This is a genomic window from Bacillus sp. R86525 (genome assembly GCF_042466195.1).
GTDB classification, from domain to species: Bacteria; Bacillota; Bacilli; order Bacillales; family Bacillaceae_G; genus Bacillus_A; species Bacillus_A nitratireducens.
Genome location: NZ_JAXHPX010000007.1, coordinates 2,201,474 through 2,227,288, shown reverse-complemented (window position 1 = coordinate 2,227,288; position 25,815 = coordinate 2,201,474). Strand labels below are relative to the sequence as shown.

The 25,815-nt window shown below is 33.8% G+C and carries 28 protein-coding genes, 2 pseudogenes and 1 other annotated feature (1 of these 31 running past the window's edge); of the genes and pseudogenes, 10 read left to right on the top strand and 20 right to left on the bottom strand.

What is annotated here, in order from left to right; translation table 11 throughout:
• Positions 1 to 12: 12 nt before the first annotated feature.
• A pseudogene (locus SJY24_RS14045) lies at positions 13 to 150 on the bottom strand (IS6 family transposase); the annotation flags it as partial.
• Here SJY24_RS14045 and SJY24_RS14040 point away from each other — a divergent pair.
• Positions 144 to 317, top strand: a pseudogene (locus SJY24_RS14040) (cardiolipin synthase); the annotation flags it as partial. The pseudogenes SJY24_RS14045 and SJY24_RS14040 overlap by 7 nt on opposite strands.
• A gap of 319 nt (positions 318 to 636) precedes the next feature.
• Here the strand turns inward: SJY24_RS14040 and SJY24_RS14035 are convergent.
• Both SJY24_RS14035 and ybaK read right to left on the bottom strand, forming a co-directional pair.
• Complete coding sequence (locus SJY24_RS14035; RefSeq protein ID WP_002171665.1) at positions 637 to 816, bottom strand: DUF4177 domain-containing protein; 180 nt, start codon at positions 814 to 816, stop codon at positions 637 to 639.
• A gap of 608 nt (positions 817 to 1,424) precedes the next feature.
• Entirely contained in the window at positions 1,425 to 1,901 is a 477-nt protein-coding gene (ybaK, locus tag SJY24_RS14030; protein ID WP_377865051.1) for a Cys-tRNA(Pro) deacylase, read from the bottom strand.
• A gap of 345 nt (positions 1,902 to 2,246) precedes the next feature.
• Between ybaK and SJY24_RS14025 the strand changes: the two genes are divergently transcribed.
• Both SJY24_RS14025 and SJY24_RS14020 read left to right on the top strand, forming a co-directional pair.
• Positions 2,247 to 3,539, top strand: coding sequence for a histidine--tRNA ligase (locus tag SJY24_RS14025; protein ID WP_377865050.1), 1,293 nt, complete (start codon positions 2,247 to 2,249; stop codon positions 3,537 to 3,539).
• Positions 3,540 to 3,694: 155 nt separating this feature from the next.
• On the top strand, positions 3,695 to 4,000 hold the full coding sequence (locus tag SJY24_RS14020; protein ID WP_377865049.1) for a hypothetical protein: 306 nt from the start codon (positions 3,695 to 3,697) through the stop codon (positions 3,998 to 4,000).
• 86 nt (positions 4,001 to 4,086) lie between these two features.
• Here the strand turns inward: SJY24_RS14020 and SJY24_RS14015 are convergent, their stop codons facing one another.
• Positions 4,087 to 4,368, bottom strand: coding sequence for a DUF1292 domain-containing protein (locus tag SJY24_RS14015; protein ID WP_002013967.1), 282 nt, complete (start codon positions 4,366 to 4,368; stop codon positions 4,087 to 4,089).
• Between the two features lie 363 nt (positions 4,369 to 4,731).
• Positions 4,732 to 5,784, bottom strand: a complete 1,053-nt coding sequence (locus tag SJY24_RS14010) for a pyruvate kinase (protein WP_377865048.1) — start codon at positions 5,782 to 5,784, stop codon at positions 4,732 to 4,734.
• A 267-nt stretch (positions 5,785 to 6,051) separates the two neighbouring features.
• On the opposite strand from SJY24_RS14010, the gene SJY24_RS14005 reads away from it, so the two are divergent.
• On the top strand, positions 6,052 to 7,725 hold the full coding sequence (locus SJY24_RS14005; protein ID WP_377865047.1) for an alkaline phosphatase: 1,674 nt from the start codon (positions 6,052 to 6,054) through the stop codon (positions 7,723 to 7,725).
• A gap of 85 nt (positions 7,726 to 7,810) precedes the next feature.
• On the opposite strand, the gene SJY24_RS14000 is transcribed toward SJY24_RS14005, so the two are convergent.
• On the bottom strand, positions 7,811 to 8,479 hold the full coding sequence (locus SJY24_RS14000; RefSeq protein ID WP_377865046.1) for an NAD(P)H-dependent oxidoreductase: 669 nt from the start codon (positions 8,477 to 8,479) through the stop codon (positions 7,811 to 7,813).
• A 128-nt stretch (positions 8,480 to 8,607) separates the two neighbouring features.
• On the opposite strand from SJY24_RS14000, the gene SJY24_RS13995 reads away from it, so the two are divergent.
• On the top strand, positions 8,608 to 8,982 hold the full coding sequence (locus tag SJY24_RS13995; protein ID WP_000625800.1) for a winged helix-turn-helix transcriptional regulator: 375 nt from the start codon (positions 8,608 to 8,610) through the stop codon (positions 8,980 to 8,982).
• A gap of 210 nt (positions 8,983 to 9,192) precedes the next feature.
• On the opposite strand, the gene SJY24_RS13990 is transcribed toward SJY24_RS13995, so the two are convergent.
• Positions 9,193 to 9,420 carry a DUF3947 family protein gene (locus SJY24_RS13990; RefSeq protein WP_000465948.1) on the bottom strand — a complete coding sequence of 76 codons (228 nt, stop codon included), beginning with the start codon at positions 9,418 to 9,420 and terminating at the stop codon, positions 9,193 to 9,195.
• Between the two features lie 238 nt (positions 9,421 to 9,658).
• Here SJY24_RS13990 and SJY24_RS13985 point away from each other — a divergent pair, with 238 nt between their 5' ends.
• A complete protein-coding gene (locus SJY24_RS13985) occupies positions 9,659 to 10,621 on the top strand; it encodes a hypothetical protein (protein ID WP_377865045.1) in 963 nt (320 codons plus the stop codon).
• An 83-nt stretch (positions 10,622 to 10,704) separates the two neighbouring features.
• Here SJY24_RS13985 and SJY24_RS13980 read toward each other — a convergent pair whose 3' ends face one another.
• From SJY24_RS13980 to SJY24_RS13960, 5 genes are all read right to left on the bottom strand, one after another.
• A complete protein-coding gene (locus SJY24_RS13980; protein WP_377865044.1) occupies positions 10,705 to 11,430 on the bottom strand; it encodes a hypothetical protein in 726 nt (241 codons plus the stop codon).
• Positions 11,431 to 11,771: 341 nt separating this feature from the next.
• Positions 11,772 to 12,530: an SDR family oxidoreductase gene (locus SJY24_RS13975; protein WP_377867253.1), complete on the bottom strand. Its 759-nt coding sequence runs from the start codon at positions 12,528 to 12,530 to the stop codon at positions 11,772 to 11,774.
• A 57-nt stretch (positions 12,531 to 12,587) separates the two neighbouring features.
• The gene (locus SJY24_RS13970; protein ID WP_377865042.1) at positions 12,588 to 14,252 is read right to left on the bottom strand and encodes a putative ABC transporter permease subunit; all 1,665 of its coding nucleotides are present in this window, start codon (positions 14,250 to 14,252) and stop codon (positions 12,588 to 12,590) included.
• Positions 14,245 to 14,970 carry an ABC transporter ATP-binding protein gene (locus SJY24_RS13965; RefSeq protein WP_377865041.1) on the bottom strand — a complete coding sequence of 242 codons (726 nt, stop codon included), beginning with the start codon at positions 14,968 to 14,970 and terminating at the stop codon, positions 14,245 to 14,247. Before SJY24_RS13965 ends, SJY24_RS13970 begins: the two co-directional genes overlap by 8 nt.
• A gap of 89 nt (positions 14,971 to 15,059) precedes the next feature.
• Positions 15,060 to 15,254, bottom strand: coding sequence for a hypothetical protein (locus SJY24_RS13960; RefSeq protein ID WP_377865040.1), 195 nt, complete (start codon positions 15,252 to 15,254; stop codon positions 15,060 to 15,062).
• Positions 15,255 to 15,585: 331 nt separating this feature from the next.
• Between SJY24_RS13960 and SJY24_RS13955 the strand changes: the two genes are divergently transcribed.
• Positions 15,586 to 15,945 carry a DUF3796 domain-containing protein gene (locus SJY24_RS13955; protein ID WP_377865039.1) on the top strand — a complete coding sequence of 120 codons (360 nt, stop codon included), beginning with the start codon at positions 15,586 to 15,588 and terminating at the stop codon, positions 15,943 to 15,945.
• Positions 15,933 to 16,133 carry a helix-turn-helix transcriptional regulator gene (locus tag SJY24_RS13950; protein ID WP_000896301.1) on the top strand — a complete coding sequence of 67 codons (201 nt, stop codon included), beginning with the start codon at positions 15,933 to 15,935 and terminating at the stop codon, positions 16,131 to 16,133. Before SJY24_RS13955 ends, SJY24_RS13950 begins: the two co-directional genes overlap by 13 nt.
• Before the next feature lie 94 nt (positions 16,134 to 16,227).
• On the opposite strand, the gene SJY24_RS13945 is transcribed toward SJY24_RS13950, so the two are convergent.
• From SJY24_RS13945 to SJY24_RS13930, 4 genes are all read right to left on the bottom strand, one after another.
• Entirely contained in the window at positions 16,228 to 16,938 is a 711-nt protein-coding gene (locus SJY24_RS13945) for a YjjG family noncanonical pyrimidine nucleotidase (RefSeq protein ID WP_377865038.1), read from the bottom strand.
• Between the two features lie 86 nt (positions 16,939 to 17,024).
• Positions 17,025 to 18,047 (bottom strand): tyrosine-protein phosphatase, encoded by a 1,023-nt coding sequence (locus SJY24_RS13940; protein ID WP_377865037.1) that lies wholly within the window; start codon positions 18,045 to 18,047, stop codon positions 17,025 to 17,027.
• Between the two features lie 90 nt (positions 18,048 to 18,137).
• Positions 18,138 to 18,977 (bottom strand): hypothetical protein, encoded by an 840-nt coding sequence (locus tag SJY24_RS13935; protein WP_377865036.1) that lies wholly within the window; start codon positions 18,975 to 18,977, stop codon positions 18,138 to 18,140.
• Between the two features lie 51 nt (positions 18,978 to 19,028).
• Complete coding sequence (locus tag SJY24_RS13930; protein ID WP_377865034.1) at positions 19,029 to 19,751, bottom strand: GNAT family N-acetyltransferase; 723 nt, start codon at positions 19,749 to 19,751, stop codon at positions 19,029 to 19,031.
• Between the two features lie 123 nt (positions 19,752 to 19,874).
• Between SJY24_RS13930 and SJY24_RS13925 the strand changes: the two genes are divergently transcribed.
• Both SJY24_RS13925 and SJY24_RS13920 read left to right on the top strand, forming a co-directional pair.
• Positions 19,875 to 20,714, top strand: a complete 840-nt coding sequence (locus SJY24_RS13925) for a DUF2785 domain-containing protein (protein WP_377865032.1) — start codon at positions 19,875 to 19,877, stop codon at positions 20,712 to 20,714.
• Between the two features lie 17 nt (positions 20,715 to 20,731).
• Entirely contained in the window at positions 20,732 to 21,181 is a 450-nt protein-coding gene (locus SJY24_RS13920) for an NUDIX hydrolase (protein ID WP_377865031.1), read from the top strand.
• A gap of 42 nt (positions 21,182 to 21,223) precedes the next feature.
• Here SJY24_RS13920 and SJY24_RS13915 read toward each other — a convergent pair whose 3' ends face one another.
• The 4 genes from SJY24_RS13915 to SJY24_RS13900 form a co-directional block, all read right to left on the bottom strand.
• Complete coding sequence (locus tag SJY24_RS13915) at positions 21,224 to 23,713, bottom strand: FtsX-like permease family protein (RefSeq protein ID WP_377865029.1); 2,490 nt, start codon at positions 23,711 to 23,713, stop codon at positions 21,224 to 21,226.
• Positions 23,714 to 23,733: 20 nt separating this feature from the next.
• Positions 23,734 to 24,468 carry an ABC transporter ATP-binding protein gene (locus SJY24_RS13910; RefSeq protein WP_377865027.1) on the bottom strand — a complete coding sequence of 245 codons (735 nt, stop codon included), beginning with the start codon at positions 24,466 to 24,468 and terminating at the stop codon, positions 23,734 to 23,736.
• Positions 24,461 to 24,610, bottom strand: coding sequence for a hypothetical protein (locus tag SJY24_RS13905; protein WP_377865026.1), 150 nt, complete (start codon positions 24,608 to 24,610; stop codon positions 24,461 to 24,463). Before SJY24_RS13905 ends, SJY24_RS13910 begins: the two co-directional genes overlap by 8 nt.
• A gap of 77 nt (positions 24,611 to 24,687) precedes the next feature.
• Entirely contained in the window at positions 24,688 to 25,731 is a 1,044-nt protein-coding gene (locus SJY24_RS13900) for a tryptophan--tRNA ligase (protein WP_377865024.1), read from the bottom strand.
• A 5-nt stretch (positions 25,732 to 25,736) separates the two neighbouring features.
• Positions 25,737 to 25,815, bottom strand: a binding site (T-box leader) (it continues 129 nt past the right edge of the window).

Here is a 25,815-nt window from a genome sequence, read left to right as displayed (position 1 = left end):
TTCAAAGTGTTAGAATCCTGAGGATTTAGCAAACCGGCGCTTTACATAGGAATGATCTTGTTCTATGTAATTATTGAAATGTTTGATTGTAGAATGAGTAGTACTTTTATAAAAGTCATTCACCTTTAATTTTTTGAGTGAACAATGAAGAAATGAACTGTTATATTCATGACCCTATCTATATTTCGAGAATAAAACCAGTGATTAATGCAGACTTACAAAATTCAAAGCAAGTAACATCCTCTGACGTCAATCAATTATCTATAAAAGAAAAAATGAAAGAAAAGGTTGCAAAAATGTTTGAGTATTATTTGTAAAGACAAAGTATTTTTATATTAGGGATAGTTTCACATTGCCATCAAGATAAGAAATGCAAATACCCCATATCCATCAAGCTAACAAGGAGGAGTTACCCCAAAACGATAAAAACGATCAACATGCATCAAAAAACCACGCTAAGCAAAAATACAATGAGCTGTCCATATGGACAGCTCATTTACATAATTTTTGTTATTAGAAGTTGATTAATATTAGCTTATTTGTCTTATAAGTTAAATTGAGAACAATTAGACCCCAAAATATTCCAGTTCTTTTTGTATGTTATTTAAAGCAAACCTCTCTTGTTTTTGAAAGGAGTTATTTGGTTCGTTTGAAGATAATCTCCAAAGAACTCGTGTATCCTGCCATTGTTAGAGTAAGGACTTGAACAAATTCCCAACCATCTTCAGCATGTTCGGTAATAATACGTTTATAATCTTCTTTAGGTTGCCCTTTCCATCCATCAATTTCGACTTTCACGAATTTGTAATCGTACATATTCTTTCCCCCTTTTCCTAATTGTACCATTTAGAAGAAGCGATGTATTGTACCTTTTTGACTGTATACTCTATACATGTGAGGTTGACATAACGTAACATTATCGATAGCAAGGAAAAAGAAGAACCCTGCTCTCACAAGGGAACCTTCTTTTTTAGTTCTATGAATCTATACATTCTTTTATACATTCCTATCCTGGCACGGTTTTAGGACTCTTGTTTGTTACTAGATTAGCCAAAAAACTGTATAAAATCTTGCATGCTCTTAGCGTGGGGGGTTTCCAAAATACTGGCATCTCCCAATATGTGCTTTCTTATGGATATTTCTTGAACCCTCATTAAAACACTCTCCCGTCCTTTGTCTATCTTTAAAGGTCACTCTGCTTGTTTATTTAAAGTCCTTGCAACGAGGCATTGTACTTCTCCTAAGGCCAAACAAATGATTAAAATTACACATCCATATTATACTGATTAAACTAAAAATTTAATCTCTTTTTATTTCATTCATTATGTAAATAAAAAAGGATAATCCGCCCTCATAATGGACTAATTATCCTATAAATCTTTATCTAAATTTAATAAAATTAGAACTTCTTTCCCTATGTATCATTATTTCGTTATTTCACTAAACTGCGCTCTCGTCACTTTCGCCAAGTCATCCACTTTCAACTCAACTTGTATACCAATTTTCCCGCCACTTACTATGATCGTATCAAGCGATTGGGCGCTTTCATCAATACATGTAGAAAATAACTTCTTCATTCCTACTGGTGAACAACCGCCGCGAATATATCCTGACACTTTCGTAATATCTTTTACTGGAATCATCTCAATTTTCTTTTCACTTACTGCTTTTGCGGCAGCTTTTAAATTTAGTTCCTCATCTACTGGAATGATAAATACATGATAATTTTTACTATTCCCTTGAGCGATTAACGTTTTATATACTTCTCTCACTTCTCGTCCAATTTTCCCGGCTACTGATACGCCATCAATTTTCCCATCGTCTGGATCATATGACATCATCGAATATTCAATTTTTTCTTTATCTAATATTCGCATCGCATTAGTTTTATCTTTTTTCATAGCGGTCTCCTTAAAAGGTTATTTCATATTATTAAGTTTTATTATATTATACACCCTTTTCCATTCCTCCTACATAACTTCACGTATATTTCAAAACTAAAAATATTGATAATTCAAAAAGCATCTGATATAATTTGGAAAAACTTATGTTAAGGAGAGATTTGTCATGCGAAATGTTAATACTTCTTTCCAACTTCATCATCATACGTAACGCCGTGTATCCGAAGAAAAATTTTTCTTCGTGGGTACAGGGCTTTTCCTGTTGACCCACGAAGCGTTCATAAAGCTATGTGGGTATTTTTATACCTGCATAGCTTTTTTTAATTTAAAAAAGGAGTGATTACAATGGAAATGAAAAATGTAAAAGGAACGAAAGACTATTTACCAGAGGAACAAGTACTACGAAATCAAATTAAAAGAGCTTGTGAAGATACGTTTGAACGTTATGGCTGTAAACCGTTAGAAACACCAACGTTAAATATGTATGAGCTTATGTCTTACAAATACGGTGGTGGCGATGAAATTTTAAAAGAAATATATACACTTAAGGATCAAGGAAAACGCGATCTTGCCTTACGTTACGATTTAACAATCCCATTCGCAAAAGTCGTGGCAATGAATCCGAACATCCGCCTTCCTTTTAAACGTTATGAAATTGGGAAAGTATTTCGAGATGGGCCAATTAAACAAGGAAGATTCCGTGAGTTCATTCAATGTGACGTTGATATAGTCGGTGTAGAATCAGTCATGGCGGAAGCTGAGCTCATGAGCATGGCATTTGAACTATTCCGAACGTTAAACTTAGAAGTAACAATTCAATATAATAACCGAAAATTATTAAACGGTATTCTCCAGTCTATTAACATCCCTACCGAATTAACGAGTGACGTAATTTTATCATTGGATAAAATCGAAAAGATTGGGATTAATGGTGTACGAAAAGATGTATTGGAGCGCGGGATTACTGTAGAAATGGCCGATACAATATGTAATACTGTTTTATCTTGCCTAAAGCTCCCTATAGCCGACTTTAAAGACACTTTCAATAATACACTTGTCACCGATGGAGTAGAGGAACTACAACAACTACAGCAATATTTAAGCGCCCTCGGAATAAATGAAAATACGATATTCAATCCGTTTTTAGCAAGAGGACTCACGATGTATACAGGTACCGTCTATGAAATCTTTCTAAAAGACGCTAGCATTACATCTAGCATCGGTAGCGGTGGTCGATACGATAATATTATTGGAGCATTCCGTGGTGATAATATGAACTATCCGACTGTAGGGATTTCATTCGGATTAGACGTTATTTATACAGCACTATCACAGAAAGAAACCATATCATCTACAGCGGATTTATTTATCATCCCACTCGGGACAGAATTACAATGCTTACAAATTGCCCAGCAATTACGTTCTACTACTTCCTTAAAAATCGAACTTGAACTAGCCGGACGTAAATTGAAACGTGCCCTTAATTATGCTAATAAAGAAAATATCCCGTATGTGTTAATAATTGGTGAAGAGGAACTATCTACAGAAACAGTTGTATTGCGTAATATGAAGGAATGTACTGAAGTGAAGATTCCCCTCTCTTCCTTGGAAAATAACACATTTAATAACTATATATAATAAGTGCCACCCTCATTTGGGTGGTTTTTCTAGTGCACAAATAAAGAACTATTCAGTTTACATAATATTATTATAGAATTCTAAAAATGTGAATCACAAAAAACATATCCACTCACCACTATATTTGGTAACATATTATTTCGGAGGAATTAACTTTGAGGGCAGTCGTAAAAGCATTGAAGTGGACTACAGGTATCTCTCACCTTTTATTAATTCCTTGTTATTTATTTCAAGGACTAGTTGACTTATACGGGATACCACTACTTATAGTAATTACTTTACATATCATTACAATTTTATTAGCTAAAAAGGAAGGCATGAAAACCTATGCTAATTATATAGGAATCCTCACTATTCTAGTTGCTTTCTTTCCCTATATACAAATCGCTATACATATTATAGCGTCGATTTTCCTTCTATTAGATGCGGCTTCCGTGAACACAAAAGAATTTTATGATTAAAACAGAAATTAGAGAAATATTTTTCAACCATATAAAAAAAAGAGGGCAGATATGCATCTCCCTCTTTTGTCTAACTCTTTTTATTATTATTCTTGTTCTTGCTCGTCCATAATCTTCTCGAACGCCGCAGATACTTTTTCAAATTCCTCGTCATTCTCTATGTATGAGAATTCATTATCTTCTTCTACTTTTAAAAAGAAGATATCAATGTCTTCCTCAGTTTCTGTTTGAATGTCTTCTACAAAGGCAACCGCAATGTATTCTGCACCTTCGACATCCATCGCTCCAAGCACTTCAACTTCCTGTTCTTCATTATTCTCATCGGTAAGACTAAAAATTTCGCCTACTTCAATTGCTTCCATATTCATTCTCCTCCTATCATACTCTAAAAAATAAAACGTTCAAATCGTATACTTACTAGCATATCTTTCCATAAAAAAGTTGAATTCATACAGAAAGAACAACAAATTTTTGCTGATTCAGCAAAAGTATTCAACTATAAGGATAACATCTATGAATAGGAATGAACATATTTTAAATTAGATAATTGGATTAACTAATTTAAAATCCTCCTTTTGCTTTTCGAGAGACCTCCATGTTCCATAATGATTCTTTCATATAGGAAGCAGATATGCCAACTTTCAATCTGTAAGTAAATACTAAAATGGCACCTCCTATCCTGATTCGTTTCCATACGTTTTTAGGATGAGAGATAAATTTTTCTATATAAACTAAAGTGACTTATGCAGCAATTCCAGTACATCTTTCATCGCAAAAGGCCCATCTTTTTTCACATGCTCAGCGAATTCCGAAACGAGACGTAACGTTTTCACACTTTCGATTGGATGCTCCCCTGACGCACTTTCAGCAGAAAGCATAACAGCATTCGTCCCGTCCAGTACAGCTTGAAATACATCCGTCACCTCAGCTCTTGTAGGAATAGAATGATCTACCATAGATTGAAGCATTTGTGTCGCTGTAATGACATATGTATTCGTTCGATTACATTCACGAATCATCATTTTTTGCAAAAGCGGAATAAATTGATACGGTAATTCCACACCTAAATCTCCCCTTGCGATCATAATGCCATCCGCTTCTTTGCATATGTCTTGAAAATTCTCGATTGCTTCCATCGTTTCTATTTTTGCAATTAAATTAGGAGATGTTTCTTTATGTTCATGTATAAAACTTCGTATTTCCTTTATATGACTAGGTTTTCGAACGAAAGAACACGCAATAAAATCAACTTCCTCTTCTAGAAGAAATTGAATATCTTTTTTATCTTTCTCCGTAATAGCTGGTAAACTAACAATTGTACCTGGTAAGTTCACCCCTTTATGAGAAGAAATATTGCCACCTGTTTTTATCCTCGTTTCTATTTTGTCCGCACTTATCTTTTCAACAATTAATTCAACTTCTCCATCATTAATAAGAATTCTACTTCCAACTTTTACGTCATTCGCAATCCCCACATAATCAACACTTGCTTCTTCTTTATTCCCTTGAACTGGATTGGTATGTAAAGTAAATAACTCCCCTGCTTCAAGTGTAATTTGTTCCTCTTTCATTTCACCCAATCTTATTTTAGGACCTTGTACATCCCCTAGAATTTTAATAGAATCGTCTAACGATTTTACTAAACGCATGATTGTTTTATGACTTTCATGCGTGCCATGTGATAAATTTAACCGAACAATTTTCATACCATTGTTTATTAACTGCGCTAATGTTTCTTCATTATTACTCGCTGGCCCAATTGTACAAACTCGATCAATTGTCATGTCCCCACCATCCTTTTTTAAATGTTTCCCATAAAATAAAGAGAAGATTCTTTTTATAGGAAAGACCGTGTAACTAAGGGTGCAAAGAGGTTTTATATGAAGAGAATATTTTGCGAAGAAATAGCTTGAATTTAATTTTTTGTGCCCAACATTTTGACTCAATCGTTATTGTTAGTTTCGTTGCAATGGGGTACTACTAATAATAAATCTTGTTTACATACGAACGTTAGATTGGGATATCGAAAAACGACCTATGGAGGAACCACAATGACTACTCTTCGAAAAAAAATAATGGGACTAACATTAGCGGGAACGGTAGCATTATTTACATTAGCAACAGGAAGCATAATGAACAATAATGAGGTAAAAGCTGAGGTGAAAAAAGTAGGAAAGCAACCTAAAAATGTAATTTTCATGGTTATAGATGGGACAAGTTCTTCTGCTACAACATTAGCCCGGTGGTACAAAGGTTCACCTCTTGCACTAGATCAAATTGTATCCGGAGGTGTTCGTACATACTCAGCAGAATCGGCTATTACGGACTCTGCACCAGCAGCCACAGCTTTAGCGACAGGAAATAAATCAAATTCAGGCTATGTGGGCGTATTACCTTCTGTTGTGAACTCACCTGGCCTAGAACCCATTAAAGAAGAATGCAAGTTTCGTCCAGTTGCCAACGTCTTAGAAGGCGCAAAACGTTCCGGCCGCGCGACAGGAATCATTGCTACCTCAGAAATTCAGCATGCTACTCCTGCTAGTTTCTCTGCCCACCATGCTAACCGTAAAAATTTCGAAGTACTTGGTGAACAGCAAGTTTATCAAAATATAGAAGTTGTATTAGGTGGTGGAAAGGCAGCACTTCAGCCTACGACAAGCAACGGAATTCGTAAAGACAACGAAGATTTAGTAAAAGTGATTCAAGATAAAGGCTACGACTTTGTCGAAACAAAAGATGCGTTATTAAACTCCAAATCAAAGAAAATCTGGGGTTCTTTCTCTAATACTGCCCTTGCGTTCGATATGGATCGTAGAATAACCAATCCTAAGCAGCCAACTCTTTCCCAAATGACGAGAAAAGCCATTCAAACATTATCAAAAGATAAAGATGGTTTCTTCTTATTCGTAGAAGGCAGTAAGGCAGATTGGGCAGCACATGCAAATGACCCAATCGGGATGATTAGCGATGTATTGGCGTTTGATGATGCGGTTACAGAAGCATTAGAATTTGCGAAGAAAGATGGTAACACTATGGTTATTGCTTTAGCGGATCATGGTAATAGCGGTATTTCCATTGGCAACAGTAATACCACAAAAGGATATGATACCACACCAGTATCAGCTTACATTGCCCCACTGAAAAAGGCGAAAATGACACTTGAAGGTGCTACAAATAAACTAAAAGATGATTTATCTAATATAAAAGAGGTCGCTGCACTTTATGGTTTAGACAACCTAACTAATGATGAAAGAGAAAAGTTAAAAACTGCAAATAAGAAAACTGATGTAGGTCCACTTCTTACTAAATTATTGGCCAACCGTGCGAACATCGGTTTTACAACTGGTGGTCATACGGGTGAAGATGTATTCTTATACTCTTACGGTCCTCAAAAGCCATACGGTTTAGTCCAAAATACAGACATTGCGAAAATAATGGCTAAAGCAATGGGCTTTCAATTAGAAGAACTAACTAAAAAATTATTCTTAGATGCTGAAACATCATTTAAACAAATTGGTGCAAATGTAATGATTGACAAGCAAGATACACTTAACCCGGTGCTTGTAATAAAGCGCAATAATACGGAAGCCAAATTGTTTGTTAATAAAAACATTATCTATATTGGTGGGAAAGATTATGAATTAGGAGGCATCGTTGTAGAAAGCAACGGGAAATTCTATGTACCTGAAAAAGCAATTCAACTATTCACAAAGTATTCTCGCTAAATTTAAAAACAGACATAAAAAAACGCTATCCTTTCTATAGAAAGGATAGCGTTTTTCTTCGTTATATGGATACAAATTTATCTTATTAAATCCATTCAACAATAGTATCCAAAGTTTGTCTTGTTTTATTAAATTTTGGTTCTCCTTTACGGTATCCGAATGCAACCATAACTGACACCTCAAGATTGTCATCTTTTAAAATTCCTTCTTGACGAAGTAAAGAATCTACTTTTTCTTTATCGAATCCTTCCATTGGACAAGAATCAATACCGATTTGAGCTGCACTAGTCATCATATTAGCTAAAGCAATATAAGATTGCTTTGATGACCAATCAAATACAGCACGTTCGGAGTCTAACAATTTAAAATCCGATTCTTGGAATTTTCTGAAGAATTCATATCTCATCTGTTGAGCTTCTTCAGGCAATCCAATAATTTCTTTCATCATGTACTGAATATACTCTGCATCATAGTGCATATCTTTGATGTTTCTTGAAAGAACAATGACAAAATGACTCGCTGTTGAAAGTTGCCCACCTGCTCCCCATGAATATGGTAATAGTTTTTCTCTTAATTCTTTATTTTGTACCACAATAAATTTCCAAGGCTCATATCCAAAAGAAGAAGGAGATAATCTTCCTGTTTCTAAAATAAAGTTAAAATCATCTTCTGAAATTTTCTTCATAGGGTCAAACTCTTTACATGCATGTCTAAAGTTAAAAGCTTCTATAATTTTTTGTTTTGTGTTATTCATAAAAAAATCCTCTTTTCATTAATTTATTACTCAACTCAATTATATTTTTTAAGTATCAATGTTACAAGTACGCACATTTATGTGCTATAGTATTAAAAAAGATACTATTGTTAAGGGAGAGTCTTTTTATGATTAGTTCAAAAGAAGATGATATAAATTATCCATTTTTAAATAAATATTCTTGTCCCGTAGAAGCTATCGTCGAGGTTATTGGTGGGAAATGGAAAGGGGTTATTCTTTATCATTTGTTAGATGGTAAAAAACGATTTAATGAATTAAAAAGGTTAAAACCTAATATCACCCAGAGAATGTTAACACTTCAACTTAGAGAACTTGAAGCAGATGGCATCGTACATCGGGAGGTATATCGTGAAGTACCTCCTAAAGTAGAATATTCGCTAACCGAACTCGGCGAGTCACTACGTCCAATTATCCTTTTAATGATGGAATGGGCGACTAATAATATGGAGCAGGTTTTGGAAAGTAGAAATAACACTAAATAGTATTTAAAACCTGTAATTAGCCACTACAAACAACTCAAAAAAGATTGCCTCTTAGGATACAGGCAATCTTTTTTCTTTTTTTAAATATGAAATTTATGTTTTTGCAGCCTATCCCCATCAAAGAGCTATTTTTGTTTTGTCATTGTTCGCTATAAAACATATACAGTTTCATACGGTAACGATCGAAAACAAATTCCATTCTTGTGTAATCTACATCGGGTAATATGATTGTGATGGGTAATACACCTGTGGTGGATAATAAGACTGTAATGAATGATACGATTGTGGTGGATAATAACTGTGTTGCATGTGTTGCGCTTGTAATGCTTGTTGCTGTGCTTGTATAGCATGATGAACAGCTTGAATAGTACTTTGCGCAGGACCCTGCCCTCCTAAAGGGCGCATTTGCGTTTCATTGTAAAAATAATTGAAAAACATTCTTTATTCACCTCACCTCTGCATATATTTTTGTCTTCATGTTTCATACTATGAATATTGAATTAAAGTGGATAATTCCTAAAACTTATCATCTTGCAATCCCTAAATTTCTTTCTATTCAATAAGATGAATCAAATGTAAAATAAAAGTTAATTTCAAGACAAATTATTGAGATTTTTGAAATTTTCATATATTGTTTTAATTGGGTTTAGACTCTCGAATGTAAGAGGTGTTATTTATGAAAAAGATATATATAATTATCGGTATTTTACTAGTTTCGATACTTATAATTTATATTTTATTCAATACTTCAATTATACAAAGCCCGAATTTATCTCATGCACCTTCTAAAGAAAATATGAAAAAAGAAAAACAGAGAGAGCCACAAGCTAACACCGTTTCTTATGGCTTAAAGAATGATCAAGGTCAACATATCGACAATGGAAGTGAAATTACTAGTGAGAATAATAAGATCAACGTATCGTTATCATTTGTACATAATATTAATGAAGACCGAAAATATGGATTAATTGTTTTAGAAGATTACGAACAAAAGCCTTTTAAAATAGATGACACTCCAAATGCGGTATCCCACTATTCTTTCGATATAAAGCCAAACAGTTCGATCACTACTAAAATTCATTTACAGATTTCTCCTACTGCCAGAGAATTAACCTTTTTAATAATTAAAAAACCTGAATATAAATTAAAAGATAATGACCTAAATAAAGCCGCTATATTAGAAGAAGTTCTAAGTATGCGATATTCGATTAATACTCATCATAAAGATAATGAGAAAATACAACTTACTCCTGTACAGCCGAAAACTGTTTTAAAAGATGATCTTTATGAACCATTATTTGTTACTAGAAATGAGGAAAAACTACAAGCGGTGCTTTCTGAGAATAAAGGTAAAGAGCTAACTTTATCTAACGGAAATGAAACGACAGAAGAAATAAATTATGCAATCGTGGCCTTTAACAATTGGGAGCAAGTTGAACTATTAAATAACAAAAAAGTTGCTTATACTACGGTCGCTCCTGAAACGAGACAAATTTTTAAATTCACATTACCTATAGTAGAACAAGAAAGTAATTTCCAGTTAGTTGCTTTTCCATTTCCTTATAAAGTCAGCAAAAATAATTATATGAGTCAACAAGCATTCGGTTCATTTCGCATCGTAATTAAAAATGAACGATAACTTAAGTCAGACTGGATCTAGCGAGCCCCCTATACTACCTCCACAAACTAAAAAGGCCTACTCACACGAGTAGGCTTTTGAAACTATGAAAGCTTCGTTAATAATTGATTTAAATCTTTTTTCGTTTTCGTCGTTAATGACTTCATTTTATTAACATCGATCTTTTCTTTCTCCGCTCCTACAATTAACGGATACATACTTTGGCCAATTGTTTTATATTCAGTCGGATGTGATGCTTCTAACTCTTTTTCAATGACATCCCACTTCTCATTAATTTGTTTTCCAAGTTTATTAACTGTTTCTAATTTAGGATTTGCAGCTAATTGCTTGTCCAAGCTTTCAATTAATGTAACGACTTCTTTTACATTTGTTTTTACAGCTACGCTTTTCTTCGGATCTTTCGTTGTTTTTCCGTTATTGTTTGTACTTGTACTTTGATCCGTTGTCTTTCCGTTATTGTTTGTACTTGTGCTTTGATCTGTTGTTTTCCCGCTAGTAGTTTGATCATTCGTTTTTCCTGTCGTTTCTTTTTCTTTTGTTGTTTTACCGTTACTTTCTGTTCCTGATGATTCCTTTGTATTTTTTGTATCTTTATCTGTTTTTTCATTCGAAGAAGTATTTGTGTCTTTTTCACTATCTTTCGTTGTTTTTGACGCTTCATCTGCACTTGTCGTTTTTGATTGCTCTTCATTTTGTGTAGTAGCTTGATCCTTCTTCGCTGCATCTTTATCTGTGGAGGTACTACAAGCTGCCATTGTAAGCATTGTACCAATTGCTACTGATGCGATAGCGATCTTTTTCATTTTCATATAAATCCCCCTATGTTTACTTAATTATTTATCCTCCCCTTTACGATTCTATTCCTCCTTAAAAAATCCCTTTTCACACGAATCACCATCTTTCCGACAGTAATCTTCATAATAATACGTACAAAAAACGATAAATTCATTTTAATATTCGAGTTTCTTCTACTTCATTTTTCTCCTCTGTAGCAAAAGAAAAAGAGTATATTGTCACATGAAGATTTACAATCTACAAATGACAACATACTCTCCTATCAAATTTTTATCTTTCTTGACATTTTATTTATGCAAAAAAATTAAATATTTTATAATATTTTTGTTTCTCAACACTTATTAACATAATATCATTATGAATAACCTCCGTTCGAATGAATGACTTGCCCAGTAATCCACTTCGCTTCTTCACTTACTAAAAAGGAAATTAAACGGGCAGCATCCACCGGTTCTCCAACTCTACCTTGCGGGAATTTCCATACTAAATGATGCTGTAATTCCTCTGTAATCCATCCTGTATTCGTTGGTCCTGGATTAACAGCATTGACTGTAATCCCCTTCTCCATAGCAACTGGTGCAACTGACTTTGTAAATGCCTCTATTGCTCCTTTCGTTGCTGCGTATGCAAGTTCATCCGGTATTGGCCCCAATGACTGCCCAGAAGTAAGATTAATAATACTTCCACTCGTTTTAAGTGAAAAATGTTTAATAAATAATGAACTTAATAGCATTGGAGCACGAACATTGACCGTATAATGTTTATCTAACTGTTCTACATCTAACTCTTCAATTTTCGTATGAGTAGAATACGCCGCATTATTAATAAGAATAGATGGATCACCTAAACATTCTGATACCATATACAATACACGATTAGGCGAATAAGACTGCGATAAGTTGATTTCTGCCATTTCACATCGAACGCCGTAACTTTCAATTTCCTTTTTCAACAAAAAGGGCTCTTGATCATTCATTCCCCATGGCATCGCTTTATCATACCGAGGCCAGTACGTGAAAAAAATGTCTATCCCATTTTGAGCAAGCACCTTGCATACAGCTGCACCAATTCCATTCAGACGAGTTGCCCCTGTTACAATTGCTATTTTCTTCACCTTTTTCTCCTCCATCTATACACAGATCCCCTGCATGAATACAGAGGATCTATCTTCTTATTGAATATTTGACAGTATACGTTCAGCACCTAATTTTAACATTTTAATAAAGATATAATTTACAATCGTAAACATTACAAATAAAACGATAAACATAATCCAAAGTCCTACTTGAAGGAAGAAGTATAATACACTTACACCCGCTACAATAACTAAAGCTATTAAAATATTAGCTAAAAAATTCCACAGAGTTGTATACCGACTTTTAAATAATTTCTGCTCGGTATCCCAATGAATATCTGCAGTTTGTGCATCCCAGCGCGTACCGATTAAATTAATTAACAATAAACCGTTCGCACTTAGTAAGAACCAAAGTATCATGAAGACCGGCGAAATACCTGCTACAACTGCCATCGTAATACCGAATACTGCTAAAATGAACACATTAATTAACCAAGCAGTTATTGCTTTCGCAAAAAAGATATCCGAAGCCTTTACTGGTAAGTAACGATTCACAAACCAAGAGCTTCCCTCTCGTGAGAATGACGTTGTTGCAATTACGTTATTTCCCATTAAAAATAACGACGCACAAAGGCCAACACCAATTGCAAAACCTGCTGATTCTGGATTATTAATATACCCTGTAATCCATTTTAAATTTCCATCTTGTACAAATAAAACAAAGAACAGCATAATTGGCATAACGAAAGTTTGCACAATACAATTTAAGAAAAATTGTGGCGTGCGGAATAACGTTTTAAATTCTTTTTTCACATACGCTTTTAAATGTGAACTTTGTACCGTTGATTTCTGTAAGCCTTCTGCTGAAATTACCTCTTTCTTTGCTGTACTCGTTGAAAGTCCAATAACCCCTTTTAAATATGTACGCTCTGCAATGTAATAAAACAGACCGAAAAATGCGATAGAAATAAGAATGTATATTAGTACGTATAATATTCCTTTCCACGATGCATTTTCTACTAATCCCATTGCACCAAAATATGTAGTCGGAAAATAATTTGTCATTTGTATGAAAAGGGAGGATTGATTATTTGTAAGATAATTCGCAACTGAATCTCCAGCTCCAGATACTGCACTTTTATTTCTCCATTGCATAAATACATTGATTCCGACGATAAATAGTATACTTACGATTCCAATAAATATACTTCCTCGATCTTTGTTTTTCGCTATATTCGTATACCTCATAATAATTGTCATAATTAACGAAGCTAAAACTAGCGGAATGATCGGGAAGAATAAGTAAATGACAATCATATAAATGTAATATGTAATGAAAGCACCACTCTTTAAACCATAAGTAATAAAGATAGGCAATAAAATAAACGAGCTCATTACGTATTGTGTAATTAACACTGTAAAGAACTTTGCCGAAATAATTTGCGCTGGTTTTAACGGTAACGGTAGTAACATTTCAACATCATTACTATAGTAAAACACTGTTAAAATGTTCATAATACTCATCAAAAATACCCATATACTAGCAACTGCTAATCCCATCGCAATAACAATTCCTGGATCCTGTCCGAGGTGTATCATCCCTTCATATATTCCATGCGTCATCGAACCAAATATTAAAAAGCCAACAAATAAAATGGCTGCAAATGAAAATAAATACGCCCATCTTTTCTTTTTATCTGTTATGAAATCTGCATAATTTAATTTCAATAATACCTTCGTTAACGTCCAAATTTTACTCATTTCCCGTCATCTCCAAGAACATTTTTTCAAGTGATTCATTGGATTCAAAATGGTCTCTCATTTCATTTAAATTCCCTTTAAACTGAAGATTTCCCTTATTAATAATCGCGACGCGGTCACATATTTTTTCTGCTACTTCTAATACGTGTGTAGAGAAAAATACAATCTTTCCTTTATCCGCATGCTCTCTCATCATTTCTTTTAAAATATATGCAGATTTCGGATCAAGACCAGTTAACGGTTCGTCTAAAATCCATACATCCGGCTCATGTATAAGCACACCAATAATAACGATTTTTTGTCTCATACCGTGTGAATAACTTTGAATTTGATCCGATAAAGCATTATAAAGATCAAATTTCTTCGCTAAAGACTCTATTCGTTCTTGTCGTACTTCTTTCGGCACCTCATACATATCTGCCATAAAATTTAAATATTCAATTCCTTTTAATCGCAAAAACATATCTGGACTATCTGGAACATAACCAAACGTCTTTTTCGCTTCCATCGGCTCTTTCATAATATCTTTACCGTTAATCGTAATGGTCCCTTTATCCACCCCATGAACACCAGTAATCATCTTAATTGTCGTTGATTTACCAGCACCATTCGGTCCTAAAAATCCAAAGATTTCTCCGCTAGGCACAGATAAACTTAAATCTTTTACTGCATAGGTAGACCCATTATAACTTTTTGACACATTCGTAATTTCAATCATTCCATCCAATCCTTTCCTTAATTACCAAATAACTATATTGATATTATAGCATACTTCTATTTTTAGATTTTTATATTTTTTCAGTTTTCTTAACCTTTAAAATAGATATACACGCCTAATCCAACGATTAAAACGACAGCTAATATAATATAAATCAACGTCAGCCGTTTAATATTCCCTTTTGTCGCTTTACTATAATTCGCATCACCATTTCGTCCAATTAATACCGTCGCAATTACAGTAATCACTACAAGTAATACAACAATCATTATCCAAGTTAACATTCCTTCCTCCCCCTCCTTACAATCATTTTACAATATTATCCTCTTTATTTCGCAGTATATTTAGTCTTTTTACTATTATTATGAAAAAAATTGGAAAACTATTATTACCATTCATATCCATATGCGATATATTTCTAACATAACGTGATTTATCCCGCATTAACTGGCAGTAAGACTCCCACCTCAAAATTCGGCTGTAGCAAAGAGGTTAGGTGGGAGATCAACTGCCCGTAAACGCCCGCTTGGTGAAGGCTAATAATCAGTGGGGGATGAACACCCCCCCACTGATTAAAGTTTCACTTTATTTCTAACATTGAAAGGAGAATCTATCGTGAAAACAACTTGGATAAAATATTTAGGATTTCTCGGTTTCTTCGGTTTTCTCGGATTTTTTTATGAAAAAGGATTGTTTACTATGTTCTGTTTCTTCTCCTTTTTCACAACATATAGAACGGTTCAACACGATGAACTGTTTGAACAAATCGTCAATAAATCGTGCCGAAATGCTTTTATCGTTACGTTATTAACTGCCGCTATCATTATGTTTATTGAAATGTTATTTCCTAATCCAGTGTTGCAAGAACTTGATATCGCTATTATTTTCGGCACACTCATTCTTACATTCGGATTCTCTATGTTCTTTTACGATAAACCAGTTGATGAAATGGAAGATACGCCATGGCGTTCGTAACGAAGATAAAAGAATACCGTGCCAAATTGAATATGACACAAGAAGATTTAGCGAAGAGCGTTGGTGTACGCCGTGAAACAATTAGCCACCTTGAAAAAGGAAAATATAATCCTTCCTTGCAACTCGCCCACGATATTGCGAAGGCACTTCATAGTACGATTGATGAGATTTTTATTTTTGAGGATTAATGTAAAAAAAGCCCCTATAATAAGGGACTTTTTTGTCATAACATGCGGTTAAATCAATATCTCTTGTCGAAACGTCGATATAATTTCATTCAGATTAGGAACAGACTACACTTTTTTCCGCAATATCCACAATCCCTAAAATTTGCAGCAAACTCTCCACTTCATAGGTCGGCTTAACACTTGTCTTGTTTTCTTTCAGACTCGGATTATACCAACAAGTATCAATACCGTAATCTTCTCCGCCTTTCATATCAGAAGTTAGCGAATCTCCAACCATTAGTACACTGGATTTATCAGTAATCCCAAGTTTTTCAAATGCATAGTCGAAAATCTCACGTGCCGGTTTTTGATGGCCAACCTCTTCTGAAATAATAATATGATCAAAGAAGTTACATAAAGGCGAATTTCCAATTCTCGATTGTTGCACCTTAGTATATCCATTCGTAATAATACCTAGCTTGCAATCTTGAAGGTTCTCACATAATTGCACTGCACCTTCTATAAGATGTACTTCTTTCCCTAAGTTTTCAAGGTATACATCACTAAATTGCTGCGCATCTACTTCTATATTATGAAGTGCAAATAATTGTCTAAATCGGTCTACCGCTAATTCACTTAGCGTAATCATTTTATTCTCTAAATCTCTCCATAATCCATTACTAATCTCTTTATAACTTGCAAGATAATCATCATATCCTGTAGGCATGCCGAACTGTACAAACGCGTTATGTAATGCGTTTCTTTCCGTTTCAGGGAAATCTAATAATGTATCGTCTACGTCGAATAGTATTACTTTGTATTTCATGATGTTCGCCTCAATTCCTATATTCTCATAGCTTAATTATAGCAACAATAATAAAAGGAGGCTAATCCAATCAGCCTCCCTCCTCATTATTTATCTTCTAGCAATAATTCTTTCATTTCCTCTAACGATTCCTTCGTAAAGCCAAGAGCTTTTTCAGCGTATACTTCAACTGATCCATATTGCTTTTTAACTTCATCAATCGCAGCTTGTAAATACTCAGCACGTGCTTCAAACATTGCACCTAATATTGCTCTACTTTCGTCGTTCTGTAATTTCGCACCTAAAAATGCCATCATTTTTTCATTTAACTTTTCACGGAAACCGTTACTTAGTAAGTAGTCTTTCATTACTGTTTCTTCTGATACACCTAATAGAAGTAATAATAATGCAGAACCAAATCCAGTACGGTCTTTTCCAGCTGTACAGTGGTTTACTAACGGTAAGTTTTCTGGATTTTGAGCGAGTTTTAAGAAGCTCACAAACGCCTCATTACCACTTACAAAATCTTGATTCATTTTCACAAGGTATTCGCCTGGTTTACCTAATACTGATAAATCACCAACTTGGAAAAACTCATTTATATTTAAATCTTTCGCTAAGTCTTGCATCACTGGTAAGCATACTTGGCGAGCGCCTGTAATATCTGGATTTGGCTTATGTTTCACTTCAAAATCTGTACGATAATCACAAATTAATTTTAAGCTAGACTTCTGTAAATACTCGATATCCCATTCTGTTAATCCTGCTAATTCTTCAGAACGATACAATTTACCCCATTTTACTTTACGGCCTTCAGTCGTTTCATATCCTCCCATATCACGGAAGTTAAACGCACCTTGTAATGGTAATCTACGCTCAGCTACCGTCACTGCTTGTCCATTACTTCCTACTAACCTAAAATATGGACGTTCAGTTTCACTCGGGTTTTGAATTGTACATGATGATTCTCCATTTACCGTTGCAAGTAATTCTCCATTTTCTTCAATATGATCTGGTGAAGTACTCCAATAAATGCGAACTTCTTCTATATTATTTTCCCACTTTATATGTAACGTATTATCTTCATTTCGTTCTACAGTTGCTTGTAGCCAATTTCTTTGCTGCTCCATTCTCTCACCAACACTTTCTTTGTATAGTCTAATCCTTCTCTATTGTATTATAGGAACGCTTACTTTGTCGTTTCGATTTTTCTTTTTATCTTACAAACATGCAAAAAGTTCTTTTATTTGTTCATAAGTTGTACACGGATTCCCACGAAATACATATGCGATTTGCTCATCATCTAAATCTTCATATACAACTGTTCCACGATCTGGATGCGAATAAAACTCTAACCCGTTTATCATCTTTTTAACACTATAATTCGTTGTCCATGAAGAAACAGGATAGTACGCTTTGTTTTTATGCCTACAAACCCAAAGTGCATATAGTTTACTATTTTCATCCCAGTATACATACTGCGTTTCGTCATTTCCTAATCCGGCCGATTCAAGCTTCCAACTTAACTTTTCATGAATTGACAATTTCGAATATGATGCATCATGTGGAAAATTCCACTCTCGACATCTTCCTATTTCACCAATTTCACCTCTTTTTGCTTGAAAGCTTAATAAATGAAATGGTGTATGTAATATCGTTTTCGCCAACTCCATATTTACAGGTTGTAACCCAAATAGAAATCTTTCCATTTCATCTTGGTTTACATATCCACGATCAATAGAAATTTCAATTTGTGTTTTCCATTTAGATGTAACGTAACTTTCTTTTCCCTTATAATTTACACCTTTCCAATACACAAGCCCTTTATATTGAAAACAAGCTCCTTTTGCTTGAGAAATACAACTATCTGGAAATACCGGCTCCATTATATCGAGGAAAAACTCTTTCACCCGAAATATACTAGTTGGCGTAACAACTTGAAACCAAAATGTTTCCCACTTTTCACCTTCATAACGTTCTGAAACCTTTTCAACTTTCCAGTCTTCTAACAATACATCTGGATACAGTAAAACGAATGAATGCATGAATTGTTTTAACATATATAGTCCCCTCCCGCTATACGAGTTCGAGAGTATACACCATTCATCCTCCTAAAACTTCCTCACATATCGCTCGGTAGAACTTAACAACTGACATCCGTTCTTTTCAAAAACATCCTTCATCCACTCATTTTGTACATTTATCTCGCCAATATAATAAGATGCACCTATTTCTTTTAAAACAAACATTGCTCCTGTAAAGAATGCCGTTTCATACCCTTTATTTCGCATATTTGGAGCGACTGCGAAATACATGAGTTTTCCTTCTTCTAACGTACCTCTCTCAATATGCGGGATTACAATTCCTATTGGCTCTTCAGCGATACTCGCTGTTAAACAATGTTCTTTCCATTGCCCACCAATTTCTTGTAGCATCGTATTTACAAATTGATCATAAGTGACTTGTTCTTCCGTCATTTCGTTCCAAAGAGAATAAAATATATCTTCTCCTACTTCTTCAATAAGCTTAAAATCGATTTCACTTTCTACATCTTCTACTTCATATATATCCTTAAATACAATCATGTTTTCAGTAATATATTCAAACGAATACGTTTCGAAACATTTCTTATACACATCATAATTTGGGCTTTTTGAAGAAATCTCAAATTGCAATTCTTCTATTCCATCTTTTTCAGCTTCAACAACGCAATATTGCATTATCTCTTCTAATTGCTCTTCTGTAAAAACCTCTGCATTATTTTCTTTTATCATTATAGAAGAAGCATTTCTTCTTATTTTAAAATGTTTTTCTAACTGTTCTATAGTCATCATATACTTCCCTCATCTATGTCATACTCGAATTTCTACTTGTTCTCCTTGCATGAGCAGGATTGTCCTTGAATATATAGAATACTAGAAAACATCGCATCTTTAAAGTGCGGAGGAGGTTCTCCATTGGATATTACAGCGCTGCAACAACAGTTAGAGCTTATACAACAAAATGACTATACGCAACTGCAACATATAGATATTAATGAGTTAACGTTGAACATGCTTCAGTTTATCGGAACAACTGATAGTTACGTTCGTTACCAACTTATATATAAATGTTTTGCACATTTCATTCATCATGAATTCCTTATGGACGATCAACTGAAATTACTTCTACAAACTTGTTTAAGTGATGAGTATTTATATTGTGACATTTACTCCCCACTTACAGATGGGGTTTTCACACGTTCTTATACTGTTTCGTTAATTGCATTAATACTCCAATTCGCTAACTCGCACTACTTTTTTACAGAGGAGGATATCGAAGAAATAAAACACAAACTCATTACATACACAAACTTAGAAATGGATTTTCGAGGCTATATTGAAAATAAAGGATGGGCTCATTGTCTTGCCCACGTATCTGATGCCTTTTCTGAAATTGTTCACAATTCCTATACGACCTTTGAATGGTACGAGGAATTAATTCATTGCTTATTAAATAAAATTTTCATCCCATCGGATCTTTTTCATAATAATGAAGATGAACGAATTGTTACACCGTTACTATCTATGCTATATCATGATTTCCCGCAAGATGAGTTAGTTTCAATTATTTATAAAAAAATAAAAAGGCTTCCTCAAATTAGAAAACGCCTTTCCCTTAATGAATATTGTATTTTATGCGCAAACATTAAAATCTTTTTACGCACATTATTTTTTAGAACAAAAGATGATCATAACTTAGCATTTACAGCACGTAAAACAGAAAAAATGTTAAAAGAACTGCCTAATTATTATTAAATATAAGGAGAAGAAATATGGGCTATATTGAAGACATGAGAAATCTAGTAGGAAATCATCCACTTATTTTAATAGGTTCACACGCCATTATATTAAATGAGAAAAATGAAATATTACTGCAGCTCCGTACAGATTTTAATCGCTGGGGCATTATTGGAGGCGCCTTAGAATATAACGAAACGTTAGAAGACGCTTTAAAACGAGAAGTATATGAAGAAACCGGACTTATCATTAAAAATCCAGAACTTTTCCGTACATACTCAGGAGCTGATTTCTTTCAAATCTATCCAAACGGTGATCAAGTACATGGTGTACTCGTTGTTTATATTTGCCGAGAATTCCACGGTGAGCTTGTATGCGATCAAACGGAATCGAAAGAACTGCGCTTCTTTTCACTTGATGAATTACCTAGTCATCTTCCTTCTGTTATTGAGAGGATTGTTACAGACTTTCGGAATTCGAATTGAATTATTAATATAGTCAAGATGGAATTCATCTTGACTATATTTTTATTTATTATCCCTATTTAACTCTTGAACAATATCCCTTTTTCCTATTCTATTAGCAAAAGGTATAAAAATAATAAGGACTATTCCGAACATCCCCGCTATTACCGTTACAATAAGTTTGAAATCAAAAAATAAAGGTGTACGATCTATTATACTTACCATGTAGGTTAATAATATGCCTATAACAGCCCCTAGTATAATCCCAATAAGTACATATAAATTAACTTGCGTCAAAATAACTTGTACAATCCCTTTTTTCTTAACTGTTATTGCTCGTAAAATAGCAAACTCTTGTCTTTTAGATTGAATATTATTTATAAGTGTATTACATACCCCTAATGTTACACTAAACAAAATTACTACAATAACAACGATAAAGATGGACCACCTTTGCTGAAACATTAAATTAGATTGTTTTAACGATTGAGTATAACTACTTATTTTTAATTGTGGATATTGCCCTTTCAATTTCTTTAATTGCTCCAACGTCTCCCTCTCATTATTTGAACTAATAAATGCACGCTCAAAAACTGTATAATCTTGTTTATATGTTACATTACTCCAATCCATAAGTACTGAAGGAGAATTCGGTAGCTCATTAACAATTAATCCGATTTTTACCTTACTAGTCGGTCTAACTTTTTGTTCCTGTTCTGAAAATAGACCCAATTGAACGATATCACCTACATGAAGTTTATACCGCTCCGCTAACTCTTTTGTAACAATTATACTATTCTCCAAATTGGCAGGTACTTCTGGCAGTAATCCTTGCTTTTCCATTTCCTTTAAATCACCTAAATTATAGTCAAAAGTAATATAATTTTTACCTTGTTTTAATTCTGCCAGTGAGTTCGTACTAATTGTACTAGCTCCTTTTACACTACTTATTTCTTTAAATATATTTTGTATATGAGGTAAGGTAATGGTTGAATCATTAGTCAAACGATTTTCCACAACAATATGTGTTGGAAATTCTCGTTTTAAATATCTTTCATGATTTTTTTGCATCGTTTTAAATATAGTGAAGCCGAAGACAACTATCACCATCATTGTACTTATCATTAAGATAACAAATGTATTTTTCCTTACTTGCGGAATTACATTTTTAATAGCAACAAATGTATTCCTTCCAAATATTTTTTTCATCATAAGTAGACATAATTCTAATATCGAAGAAAGATAAATAGGAAATAAAACATACAATCCTAAAACGAGAAATATAGATCCAATTACTATCACTATCGCCTGCGTGTCTCCTGTATTTGCTACAAAGCCACCAAAAACAGTTAAAAATATACTACTAATTAAAAGGACTTTCCCCATCATACTGCGTGTTTTTTCATTAGAAAAGTCGGATTCTTCATTTTCGCGCATAAGCTTTACTGGTAATATTTTCGAACTTCTGTATGAAGGATATAACATAAACAGTTCAATAAAAAAGATACTACAAATCATTGTTACAATCGCTATTTTATAGTCAAAACTCATCGAATTAATTTGAAAAGCAAATAACTGTTCTAGCCAACTTTGTAAAAAACGGTTACTTATTACAGCTAGTAACAAACCAAATATTCCACCAAAGAAATTAATTACACTACATTGAATAAATATAACTTTAAACATTTGTTTCGTTGTTGCTCCCATTGATCGCATAATAGCAAATTGGTTTTTATATTTATATAAAAACACTTCAAAATTAGACATTAATAATAACGATGTAATAATAAGTATTAATACAGATACAATAACTATAAAAATATGTAATGACGCTAAGTTACTTTTTAAAAACTCATCTTCCTCCGCAATATCGATTCTTAATTCTTTGTCTATTTTATGAATTTGACTAGACAATGCTAATACATCGGCATTCTCTTTTGCTTTTATCAACACATAAGTAGCCTCATTGTGTTTACCTGTTTTTTCATATACGTGCTGTTTCACTGCACCTTCTGATAAAACAAGTATATCCGGAGCTGAACCTCCAGCTTCTATATCAGGTAACACTTCTTTTACTACATAGGATTTATTTTCTATTTCAATCCTTTCCCCAACTTCTACTTGTAAAGTTTCGGCTAATCCATCATTTAATGTTACTTCCTCATTTGATAGATTTTTAGAGAAGTGATATCGACTTTTAGATAACGAATCATTTTGAACACCTACTGAATAAATAGCTGTATTCAATTTATTCACTTGCAAATGATTTACTAATACTTTTGACATGTATTCAATATTTTCTTGTTCCTTAATATTTTTTAGTAAAGATTTATCCATCAATTTATTTTGATCAGGGTTATATCCAACAGATAAGTCCATATCTCCATATAAATTTTTAACTTCATTTATAACAGACTGTTTCGCATGATTCGAAAATACAATCATCGTAACAATTAGAGAAACAGCCAACATAACACTAACTATAGAGGAAATAGCAGTAAATTTATTCGTCTTAAAAAAGCGTAAACTTAATCCCCGTACTGATTTTATCATTTTGATTTCTCCATTAATTTTTAAAATTTATCTAAAATAATATTCATATCATTTACTCCATGAGAACACGTATAATCATCAACAACTTCTCCATTATGAAAGAAGAGAACCCGATCTGCATACGTAGCGATATGAGGATCATGAGTAACAAGAATCATACTTTGATTAAATCTTTGTTTCATATCAACTAGTACTCGTAAAATATCATTAGACGTATTGAAATCTAAATTTCCAGTAGGCTCATCTGCAAGAACAATTGGAGGAGATGTTATTAATGCCCTACCAATTGCAACACGTTGTTGTTGTCCCCCAGAAAGTTGAGCTGGTCGATGATTTCTCCAATTTACTAAACCAAGAACATCTAATATTTTATTTGTTTTTTCTCGTATCTCCTCTTCTGAATCGGCTGATAATATGAGGGGTAATGCAATATTTTCTTCTACAGATAAATCCTTTAATAAATGGAATGACTGAAAAATAAATCCTATGTTATCCCGTCTGTACTCCGTCGCATATGGTTCAACAAACATATTGTTAGGCACTTCACCATTTACATATACAACACCCTCATCAGGCTTGTCTAAAGCACCAAGTATGTTAAGTAATGTACTCTTCCCAGACCCACTCGTTCCCATCACGGCAAGGAGCTCCCCTTTATTTAACTCCAAAGATACATTTTGTAAGGCTCTAACATTTGTATCTACACTCTCATAAGTCTTACTTAAACCTTGAACTGCTAACACAACTTCACTCATCTTTATTCACCTCAACATTATTAAATGTTATTTCCTCCATTAGATTAACTTGAATTAAAATTTTTTCTTTTAGATTACTAGGTGGTACAATTTCTGTTCCTATTTGAAATAACAACATTTTTAATTCGAGAATTGCATCCATTTCTATCCCTCCCTCAATCTATATTGGTAACAAATTTAAATTTCGTTCGATTTTTTTATAAAAAAACAAGGGAACGCTTAACGTTCCCTCTCAAATCCAATCCGTTTTTTAATTTCCGCTAAATTTACCTTCGCGATTTCTCTTGCCCGCTCAGCACCTTTTTCTAACGCTTCATATAATAAATGCGGCTCATTCATATACATCTCATATTTCTCACGAGGTCCGGCTAATTCACGGTCTACAACGCGAAACAATTCTTTTTTCACATCACCCCATCCAATGCCAGTCTCATACTTTTCACGCATCGACTGAATTTCATCTTCTGTCGCAAATTCTTTATAAATTGTAAATAACGTTTCTAGCTCTTTCGATTCATTTGGAAGTGAAGAATCTGTTTTGATTTTAAAAATTAATTTTCGTAGTTTTTCTTGCTCTGCAAATAACGGGATGACATTCCCATAACTTTTACTCATTTTTCTTCCATCAAGCCCCGGTAAAATTGCACCATCTTCTTGTATCACAAACTCTGGAAGCGTAAATGTCATGCCAAATGTATGATTAAAATACGTCGCAATGTCACGAGCGATTTCAATATGCTGAATTTGATCCTTTCCGACAGGTACATGAGTAGCTTGAAATAATAATATGTCAGCCGCCATTAAAATGGGATACGTGTATAACCCCATATTCACACCTGCATCGATCTCTAATCCTGCTTCTTTATTATGCTCTACCTTCGCTTTGTACGCATGGGCACGGTTCATAAGACCTTTCGGAGTTAGGCAAGATAGTATCCACGTTAATTCTAAAATCTCCGGTATTTCTGTTTGGCGATAAAAAATAACGTCTTCACTAAGTCCAAGCGATAACCAAGTTGCTGCTACCTCTTTCGTATAATTATTGAACTTCGCCGGATCATGCACAGCATTTAACGCATGATAGTCAGCTATAAAATATAATGCTTTTCCTTCATTATTTTTTGACATTTGTAATGCTGGTTTAATTGCACCAATATAATTTCCTAAATGCGGGTAACCTGTCGGCTTAATTCCTGTTAACATTATTTTTTCACTCACACTAACTCCTCCTTCCTCAAAATAAAAATAAAAAGAGCCCCTCATCCTATAAAAAGGACGAGAAACTCCCGCGGTACCACCTTAATTAGCTATCATTAGCTCACTTCATACTTCGATAACGTGAAGTAA